This window comes from Allobosea sp. GW822-FHT03F07, assembly GCF_058801345.1.
Map to the genome: position 1 here is coordinate 38,994 of NZ_JBXAND010000019.1, position 10,460 is coordinate 49,453.

Sequence of the window (10,460 nt, forward strand, 5' to 3'; positions counted from 1 at the left end):
CGATTCCTCAGCGCATCAAGCGCATTCGCAAGGCCGCTGGCGCGGACAGGGTCCGCGCCAGCATGGGATCGAGACGGGCTATCGCTTACACGAACCTGAAATCGTCGGCGTGGAGGTTGCTCATCGTGACGTTCTTCAACGTGATGGTGTTGTTGGCATCGTAGCTGATCAACGTATCGGCGCCGACCTGGCTGGCCGCCGCCAGCACCGCCGTGAGGCCTGCAAAGACCGCGTCATCGAACTCGATCACGTCATCCGTTGCGGAGCCCGCAACGAAGTCGGTGATTGTGTCCATGCCGAATCCAGAAGCGAAGACGAATGCATCATTTCCAGAACCTCCGGTAATCCCGTCATTGCCAGATCCGCCCGACAGTTCATCGTTACCCTCATCGCCCTGCAAATTATCCTCGCCCTCACCGCCGATGATAAGGTCATTGCCGCCCCCGCCGGAAACGAACTCATTGGAGCTGTTTCCTACATACCGATCACTGAGTCCCGAGAGGGCGAAGCGTTCTATATTGACGAACGAATCTCCGAATGCAGCACCAGCGCTGTTAGAGGCCGTAACGCGATCTACCGTGATTGCCGATGTCGCATCACTGTAACTGACGACATCCCAACCAAGACCGCCGTCGAGTTGATCACTCCCATCGCCACCGAAGAGCGTATCATCGCCCTCACCCGCCAGGATCGTATCATTGCCTGCTCCTGCAAATACGTACTCACCATCTGCAGAACCTACAAACATGTCGCTATGATCTGTCAAATCGAAGCGTTCGATTGATATAAACGTATCCCCAAGAGCCTCTCCCGTATTATTTGAAGAGGTAATGCGATCCAGGACAATACCAGCCGTCGCGGTGCCGTAGGATGCCGAGTCAAAGCCGCTCCCGCCATTGAGAACATCGGCCCCAATGCCGCCAGTTAGGTAGTCGTTGTCCTCGCCTCCAGCGAGAGTATCGTTTCCACCAGCGCCAACAAGATCATCCGCGCCTGCACCGCCGTCTACAACGTCGGAGTTATCGTCACCGGTATACCGATCGTTGAAATTGGTGAGTTCGAAACGTTCAATCGAAGCGAACGCATCGTAAGCGGCGTCTCCCGCATTGTTGATCGGCGTCGCTCGATCCACAATCACGCCACCTAGAGCGTTGATATAGCGCGCTGTATCCGTGCCAGCGCCCCCGTCTAGATAGTCACCTCCCGCCCCCCCATCCAAAATGTCGTCACCATCGTCTCCGACCAGTCCGTCGTCCCCGCCAGCGCCCGACAATACATCATTGCCACTGCCTCCGGAGACGCTGTCCGAGCCGCTGTCCCCCACGTATTGATCAGAATGCCCGCTGAGCACGAAGCGCTCGATACCGGCAAAGATATCACCTTCGGCCTCGCCCCCGTTTGATGACGGCGCGGTGCGATTGATCGCAATGGCGGCAATTGCCCCATCATAGCTCGCAACGTCCCAACCTGCCCCGCCATTGAGCGCATCGGCGCCCTCTCCGCCTGTAAGCCAATCATCGCCATCGCCCGTCACGATGTCGTCGTCTCCGGCTCCTCCAGAGACGAAGTCCGACGTCGAAACGCCAACGTACCGATCATTGAAGTCAGTTAGCACAAACCGTTCAATACTCGAATAGACATCGCCAATAGCGTCGCCTGCGTTATTTTCCGATGCGACGCGATCAACCACAATTGAGCTTAACGAGGTCGCGAAATAAGCCACATCCCAGCCCGCTCCGCCATCGAGTACGTCAGCCCCCGCCCCACCTACGAGCCAGTCGTCACCCTCGCCCGCCGCCAGTGTATCCGAGCCCTCTTCGCCATACAGACTATCGTTCCCATTATCGCCATTGAGGATATCGTTGCCTTCGCCGCCATAGAAAGTATCGCTGCCGCTGTTACCGATGAAGTGGTCGATACCATTGGTGCCTGAGAGATAGCCTCCCTCCGGGGAGGCATAAATAATGTTAGGTTCGGGATCTCCTCCGATAAACTCAAAGTCATCAGCGTGCAGATCCCCGATCTGCACACCGACCAAAGTCAGCGTGTTTCCGCCAGCGTCCGTGACGACTGCGTTCTCTCCGACCTGGCTCGCCGCGGCGATCACCGCAGCGAAGTTGGCAAAGACGGCCCTGTCAACGCGAATGATGTCGTCCGTGCCAGCACCAGCAGCAAAATCCAGGACGGAATCGGCGCCGCTATTCAGACCCAACACAAACGTGTCGTGGCCCGCGTCACCGACGAGCGTGTCGTTGCCCTCTTCCCCGTAGAGCGTATCGTCGCCGGCGCCGCCGAAGAGTTTGTCGTTGCCGAACCCGGCTGAAAGCTCATCGTTGCCGGCAAAGCCGTAGAGTACGTCGTTTCCACCGGCGCCATTGATGGTATCGTCAGTGCCGAACCCAGCGATGACATCGTCACCGGCGGTCCCGGCCGGAATGGTCTTGGGAACAGCGGCAAAGATATCCGCGCGATCCCACACGGTTGCATCCGCGAACGTGATCTGACCAAGGCCTGTCACTTCCGACGCATCAGTATGGTGGTTCGTGACGCGGATGGTCTGCCCGCTGGCCACGACCGTGATGAGCAGATCGAGACCCGAGAAGGCAAACTGCAAGTCGGTCGCATTGAGATCGGTCAGTTGCAGCGCGACCGGCGATTGGCTCTCGATAACGTCGTTGCCGTCGCCCGCTGCGTAGACAACGACATCACCACTGCCAACCAGACGAATGCGGTCGTTCCCTGTGCCGCCAGTGATGGTGTCGTTGAATCCGGTCGCGTTGATCAGGTCGTCGCCGGAGCTGGTTTGATTTGCGACAACGATTGCCGCTACTGCCGCAGCTGAGATCGACGTCCCGTTCGCAAATTGGAACAGTTCGATTCCTTCGCCGGGCCGAAGCTGATTAGAGATCGCAACACTTCCACCCCCGTTCGCCAGAACCACCCTGGCGTTATCCGCTCCCTGCGCTTCGAAAGCCACGTTCGAGAGGTCGATGCCGGGTCCAAACACTAGGACATCCTGCTCCGTCAGGTAGGCGTCGTCGAAGAAAATGTCCGGATCATCTGAAACAAAGTCGTGCCCATCACCGATCGCGAACTGGTAGATGTCGCCGCCATTTCCGCCGGACAACGTGTCGTCACCGAGATTACCTGTCAGCGTGTCGTTACCGCCACCTGCGTCGAGAACATTGTCGGCTGCGCTACCGATCAAAGTGTCGCTGCCCCCGCTATAGGCCGCCGACACATTTTCGATGCCAGTTAGCGTGTCGGATCCAATGTCGGCACCCGTTGCGGTCCCGCTCTGTAGATTGACCACGATCGGTGAGGCGATATCGAAATAGTCGAGCGTGTCGCCGGCACCATCGCCACCATTGATGATGTCGTCGCCATCGGATGTTTCGGCGACGAAGGTATCGTTGCCGGCGCCGCCGTTCAACGTATCGGATCCAGCTCCACCGGTGATCCGATCATCACCTGTTTCACCGTTGATGATGTCAGCCCCGCCGAAGCCGTTCATGAAGTTATCTGCGTAATCGCCGGTCAGCGTTTCGGCTGCCTCCGTCCCAAGAACGCTATCCGTCGGAACATAGAAGCCTGCCGCCAGTTCGATCGCCGCGCGATCCAGGAGGCTGCCATCTGCAAACTCGATCTGCGACAGGCCGACCGGCACACCCATACCGTAGAGAACATCCAGGAACTGCCCCGCGACACGAATTTTGTCGCCGGTTGCATTGACGGTAATGATCAGATCGGCTCTCCGGTCGGACATCACCGCATCGCTTGCGAACGAGAACGTCACATCCGCCAGGTTGAGGTCGGTCAGCACCAGCGTGTTGATGTCGGACTCGGACGCAAACTCGTCGATAATGTCGCCGCCATCGCCAGAGGCGTAGTAGTAGGTGTCGGATCCAGCGCCACCCGTCAGTTCATCATCGCCTGTGCCACCGGCCAAAGCGTCATCGCCAGCACCGCCATCCAGGAAATCGACACCACCTTCGCCCTCGAGCGTGTCGCTACCGCTCAAGCCATACAGGGTATCGTCATCGTCCGAGCCGATAAGATGATCGTCTCCAGGCTGAGAGCTCGTGGCAACGAGCCGCAGCATCTGCCGTTGTTGCCCACCTTCCGACTCCGTGCCGATCTGAGTCGTATCTGGGACAGGGATTGCGACACGTTCGTACGTGTCCAGTTCGGACGCGAGCGTGTTCTTCGGTACGTTATCGAGTCCAAGCATCCCAGCTCGAAAATTCTCAATGATTACTGTAACGTCAGGCGCACCCTTTGAACCGACATCGCGGAATGTCAACTCAAGACTTCCGCCGCTGAATTTGGCAATGTAGTCAGGCCAAAATGCTTCATTATCTTGCCCGGGAACTCTTATTGACCAATGCTGCTGGACGCTCTGATAAAGAAAATCCGGGCCACCATAGACGCCGGTTTCGATTACAATCGCCCAATCACTATAGTTTGCATTATAGATTTCATTCCCATTCTGGTCATTTAACCCGTGCAGCGGACTCTCCTGCTTTCGGCTCAATACATCGCTCGCGCGAATGACTAGCTTATCATAGATTTCCGCGTCCTTGATCGTGACCGTGCCCATCCCCCTTTCAATCACGAAAATGTCGTAACCCTCACCACCCGTATAAACGGAATTTCCCCGAGCTCCGACCAATACATCTTCACCAGACCCGCCATTCAGCTCATCATCACCCGCGCCGCCAAAGAGTTTATCCTCACCGACTCCGCCATAAAGCAAGTCGTTCCCTTTTCCGCCATACAATTCATCCTTATCAAGGTCCCCTAAAAGCGCGTCATTGCCATCATTTCCGTACAATTTGTCATCACCAACTCCGCCGACAAGGATATCATTATTATCTCGACCCTTTATTTCATCCTTTCCGTTAGAGCCAAATATGAAGTCCTCCTTCGAAGAGCCCATTATCTTGTCATCGCCGTCTCCGGAACCAAAAAATGTGTGCTTATCGGGATTCTCGCTCGAAGGTAAATCCGGGACATTTCCCTCATACTTATCGTTTTTCGTAGAGAAAACGAGTGTATCGATCATTTTCCAAGTATCATTGCCCCAAAGCTTCTGTCCAATGCCCTTAGCTTCGGAGATTGAGCTGCTTCCAGCGTTCACGATCAAATTTTCGAAGAGCCCGTCGCGACCTATAATTTGGCCACTGAAATTATGAGTTCCAGCTGCCTTCCAGAATTCATTTGAAAGATCGACCGTGAGACGATTCTCGGAACTATCGACTGAAATTACCCCGGACTTTTTTGCAGCTGTTTCGTCGTCTTTCAGCGCCATGAAGCCGGCGAACTGGACAGAAATTTCCGTTAGGTATTCGAGGGATAGATCTAAAGTCGATCCCAGATTGCTACCGAACTGATTCTTGAGGGTTCCTAGTTCCTCAACATCATCGAAAAGTGCTCGAATTCCGGTATCGCCGAAGGGGCGCTCCCCCTCGTCGATGGCCGAGTAGGCGATCATCGTTTTCATTTTGTCGGCCGCCGCGTAGCGGCCATCCGTGCCAGCGGGCGGAATTCCCGCAGCTAGGGCGATCTCTTCGTTAGTGAGCGCTCGCCAAAAATCGGTTGAAACCAATTTCCAATGGCGCGGGCCAAGGGTCATTTCGTTGCCGAATTTCGCGATGATGAGCGCCGCCTGGGAGTGAGTTTCGAAGTTCGCAACTCCCATTTGGTTTGCGCCAGGATCAATTCCGATTGTGAGGGTTTGCTGGCTGGAGCGGAGTGGGGTTAGGAAGTCGCCAGTCATATATTCAGCAGTCAGCCTCGACCTATCAATAGGCGCTGGGTTCGCGTTCCCATAGTAAAAATCGCGCGCTGCCAGATCGTCAACATAGTTCGGGATAATCTGTGCTTGACCATTTGCGTCCGTGTAGGTGAAATCATACATTCGGGTCGCATTGTACAAATTATTTGCAGCGAGTTCAAACGGCATATTGTCAAATAGTGTGCCTTTGAGACCGTAGACAGATCCAACAAATCCAGCGAGGCCTCCTCCGAGGGAGTGGCCGGTTACCGCGATCTCCTTGCCAGCAGAACGCGCCTTGACATCGTTATAGAATTCGACCGCATTGCGCGATTGCGCAGTGTCGTACGAACCAAACGCGATCCCGAATCCCGGCAAGTCCCCCCAATTTCCTGGTATACTATCAGTTCCTCGATATGAAATAACGACGCTATCACCCCAAGTATATGAAGAAGCGTAGAATGAATTTGATTGAGCGTTTGACGGCAGTCCCTGCGAGCTAATCGTAGCCACTCCGAGATTGTTGCCTACCAACCCGGCGCTTGATCCCGGAGAACTTAATCCTGAATTGTATCCCCTGTTATAGACATCCATCGCAAGGATGGCGTGAAACAGCTTGATGTTGCCGGTCGAGATCGACATCGCTAGAATCCTTGTTGATAGAAGTGGCTGCGACCCAGACCTATTCCGGGCCCCCCGGTGCCGATCTGCGCCGCCAATGCTCGGTCAAAAAATTCGATAGATTCCTTCGAATATAGCCATGCTATCTGGGAGGTAATGTTGTTCGCGTAGAGGGGCTCGCTCACAAAATGCCAACTTTGCGGCCAAAATGGACCCAAAACATAGGCCGGCCCCGAAATAACACGTATAATTTCGATAGTTGCTTGCTCAAGGCTCCACCCGTCGCCGAATAGATTCTTGAAATTATTAACGATTTTATGTGGGCGCTTATAGAATACGACTCTAGCGGAACTGGGGTCGTTTACATCATCGAAAGTTACAATTTCCGGCAGTATATCGAATGGAACAACTGCCTTTGCTCCGATAGGAAGACGCGCGACTTTCTGATCGATCGTCTCGCCAAGCCGAACTTCTTCTGCTCCTAGTGATATATTGAACGCGACCCGCGGAAGTTCCGTTGAGGGCGTCAAGATTATAATAGGTTTGCTAAGTGCGGTTTTGAGGAAAATGGCGTCGCCCCAAATCTTTGGCCCTCCACTAGTGACGATCGGCTTTCCTCCCGGAGCGGCCGTTACTATTACTGTTGACCCTCGCATAGGTCCGTGGGGCGTGGAGAAGGTAAAGGTGATCCGATAAGCAGATTTAAGAATAGGACCCGCCCAAAGACGCACCACGGCGAAGCCAATGAGCATAGAGCAAAATATTATGATAGCGAATTTCTTCATGTCTCTACATGTTCTATATTTTAACAGCGGAAAGCGTATGGAATCTCACGCTTTCTCCTGCATTGGCACATGAAGTCGTCTTAATTTGAACATAACGCCTCACGCCCTGCAGATGAGTCTGAAAAGCCTTACTTGGACGCTGCCGGATTTTCGGATAATCAGTCGGCCTTAAGCGCGACCAGACGGTCTCGCAGATCTCGTTATCGGAGAAAGTGACCTCGATCTCGCCATTGTCTGCCCGCCTCGCTCAACCTATGAGGGAGGATAGGCCGAAGGTCGGGAGGCGTGCAACGGAATTTTTCCGTGCAGCGAGATTATTTGTATATGCAAAATGATTGATCTATTTGTGTTATTTAAATTAGAATAATACTCGTGAGCTGGCTCGGAAAGTCAGAACATCAGATATGAGTGGATTTCGGCCCGTTCGCGGCATGGTTGCCGTGAACGGGAGCGAATATAGAGCCGGCTCGGAAAAACTGGACAGGTCAGATAAGAGCACCGAAACTGTTCAAACAAACTGAGCCAGCTCTAGTGGATTGATTGGGACAAAAGAGTCCGGGTTGGGATTCCGCGCGGCGCGGCGTCGTGCGAGTCTGCGGGATGCGTACTGGCGTTGTCGTCCATCTGAGCCCGACAGATCGTAAGCGACTGCGGTCGATCGTTGACGACCGCAACAGCCTGCAGAAGCATGTTTGGCGCGCGCGGATCGTGCTGGCCACGGCCGATGGCATGGGCACAGTGGAGATCATGCGGACGGCGGGGGTCAGCAAGACCGCTGTCTGGCGCTGGCAGGCGCGGTTCATGGACGGACGCGTCGAGGGCTTGCTGCGCGACAAGACCCGACCGCCCGGTACGCCCCGCCTGCCGCTGGCTGTGGCCGAACGGGTCGTGGCCCTGACGCTCTGCGATCCTCCTGGCGAGGCGACGCACTGGACCGGGCGGCTGATGGCCAAGGTGGCGGGCGTTGGCCTGACCTCGGTTCAGCGCATTTGGAAGGCTCATGGCCTGGCGCCCCACCGCATCCGTGCCTTCAAGCTTTCCAACGATCCGAAGTTCGCCGCCAAGGTCCGCGACATCATCGGTCTCTATGTCGATCCTCCCGCCCATGCCGTGGTGCTCAGCGTCGATGAGAAGTCGCAGATCCAGGCCCTGGATCGCACCCAGCCGGGCCTGCCCCTGAAGAAGGGGCGCGCCGGGACCATGACCCACGACTACAAGCGCCACGGCACGACCACCTTGTTCGCGGCCTTCAACATCCTGGAGGGTAATGTCATCGGCCGCTGCATGCAGCGCCACCGGCATCAGGAGTTCATCCGGTTCCTCAACGCCGTCGAGCGCGAGGTCCCGGCTGGCAAGACGGTTCACGCCATCCTCGACAATTACGCCACCCACAAGCACCCCAAGGTGATCGAATGGCTGGGCCGACATCCCCGCTGGACGTTCCACTTCACGCCCACCTCCGCCAGCCGGCTCAACGCCGTCGAGGGTTACATGGCAGAGAAGCGCGCCGGCATGACGCGGTGGGATAAATTCATACGAGCGTTGCTCGCCAAAAAACGTATGAAGGCGGCAGCATGAGCCGCCGGCCTTCAAAATCTATCTCCTGCCGTATCAAGGTCGCCGCACCGCTCACCACACGCAGAGCTCTTCGCCTTTTGTGGCCTACCTGAAGGCGAAGGGGCGTCAGAAACCCGTCTCGTTCGCGCTCTCGAACTAGCCAACGACATCTATAGCGCGCTCGACCGAAAGGGGCATCGTGTTCTGATCGCGCCGCCTGATCAGGAGATGAATCGCATCCATATTGAAGAGCGCGAGGCTCCCAGGAAGGACAGAAAATACGGACGTTACCAGTTTGGGAGCATCTGGTCGCCACGTCGACCGACGATCACCTATATGGGCCCCATTCCGATCGGCCTTGCCCTGACCGAGATGACCGAGCGAGCCACGCTTCGCTATTTGGGCGGAAAATATGTCCGCGAAGATAGCAAGCTCGTTCAGTCAGCCAAACCATGGCAACTCACCCACTCCTGGACCACCGAGCAGGATCTTCCTTGCGGGCGCTTTCGCTTCATTGCCTATTCTCCTCTGGCAGGCGTCGAGTGGACCGCGAGTTGGCAAGAGACGCAGACGAGTTCGATGAGCTCGATGGTCTCGGCGATTGTCCAAAAACTAGAAAGCGTCGAGGGCGAACTTCGGACCCTGATGAAAGCCGCCGAGGAAGCGGCTGCCCGGCGGCGGCGGGAGTTGGAGGAAGCGCAAGAACGCTATCGCCGCGAAGAGGATCAGAGGCACATCGCGCAAGCGTTGGCGGAGAGCAAGAAGCAACTCGCGGACATCATGGAAAAATGGGCGGCGGCTACGGCCGTCGAGCGCTTCTTTTTGGAGGCGCAGAGCCGTATCGATGAGGCGGAGGGCGAACGTCGCGCCCACCTCAATGAGCGTCTCGCGCTGGCCAGGTCGATGGTTGGCGCACTGGATCCACTGGCCTTCCTGGCAGAGTGGCTGGCGCCGGAGGAGCGCTACAAGTCCAAATACGACCAAAGCGAATAGCCGGCCCGCTGCCTTCAACGGCATGAGGCACCAGTCGGCGGGAAAGAAGACCCGCCCATGTACCACCCGCTGTATCCATTTTCCCGAACTCCGCTGCCTTCCGCTTCCGTGCGCCACGATCACGTTGCATCTATGTCCGAGCATTGGCGTGAGCGACCGTTCGGCGACCATCCCGGGAGTGATCCAGATCGCACGGGAGTATCGAACGGCAAGGGCTCACGCTCATACTTCTTGTGCAATCGGCGTCACTGGCCCGGCCAGCATGCGCCAAAGGAGGTGGCGATGACCGAAGGCAAATTTCTAACTCCTGAAGAGGTGTCTGAGCGCTACCGAGGTGGCATCTCGGTAGGCACGCTTCGAAATTGGCGAGCCATGAGGATCGGGCCTACCTTCGTGAAAATCGGGAAGGCCGTCCTTTATCCAATTAGCGAACTTGACACTTGGGACGAGCAGAACACAGTGACGTGCCGGGCTCCAAGCTGGGTCACTCAGCAGGTAGGTGATGGCGCGTGATTATCACGTGGGGGCACTCCAAACATGCCCCTATTACCGGCCCTTAAACTCGATCACTTTCACATTTTCTGTTTATTATCAACACTCTATTGAAGTGGATCGATTGGTGCACAATGATCCCGTTCGATACCCGTCGGGTGTCCGGCGTCAGCGCTCTTGAGACCATTTAGGGGTTTTCGGGAAGGGAGGATTTCTGGATCATCGCAGCCATTATG

General features: G+C 56.0%; 5 protein-coding genes. 3 read left to right on the forward strand and 2 right to left on the reverse strand.

The genetic code is table 11. The annotated features are described in order from the left end of the window. Nucleotides 1–85: 85 nt before the first annotated feature. On the reverse strand, nucleotides 86–6,418 hold the full coding sequence (locus tag AC1RMY_RS25815; protein WP_492869492.1) for a calcium-binding protein: 6,333 nt from the start codon (nucleotides 6,416–6,418) through the stop codon (nucleotides 86–88). 2 nt (nucleotides 6,419–6,420) lie between these two features. After that, a complete protein-coding gene (locus AC1RMY_RS25820) occupies nucleotides 6,421–7,182 on the reverse strand; it encodes a hypothetical protein (protein ID WP_492869494.1) in 762 nt (253 codons plus the stop codon). Between the two features lie 600 nt (nucleotides 7,183–7,782). Here AC1RMY_RS25820 and AC1RMY_RS25825 point away from each other — a divergent pair. The 3 genes from AC1RMY_RS25825 (at nucleotide 7,783) to AC1RMY_RS25835 (ending at nucleotide 10,245) form a co-directional block, all read left to right on the forward strand. Next, nucleotides 7,783–8,760: an IS630 family transposase gene (locus AC1RMY_RS25825; protein WP_492869496.1), complete on the forward strand. Its 978-nt coding sequence runs from the start codon at nucleotides 7,783–7,785 to the stop codon at nucleotides 8,758–8,760. Between the two features lie 207 nt (nucleotides 8,761–8,967). After that, a complete protein-coding gene (locus AC1RMY_RS25830) occupies nucleotides 8,968–9,732 on the forward strand; it encodes a hypothetical protein (RefSeq protein ID WP_492869498.1) in 765 nt (254 codons plus the stop codon). Between the two features lie 282 nt (nucleotides 9,733–10,014). After that, nucleotides 10,015–10,245: a helix-turn-helix transcriptional regulator gene (locus tag AC1RMY_RS25835; protein ID WP_492869500.1), complete on the forward strand. Its 231-nt coding sequence runs from the start codon at nucleotides 10,015–10,017 to the stop codon at nucleotides 10,243–10,245. Nucleotides 10,246–10,460 lie beyond the last annotated feature (215 nt).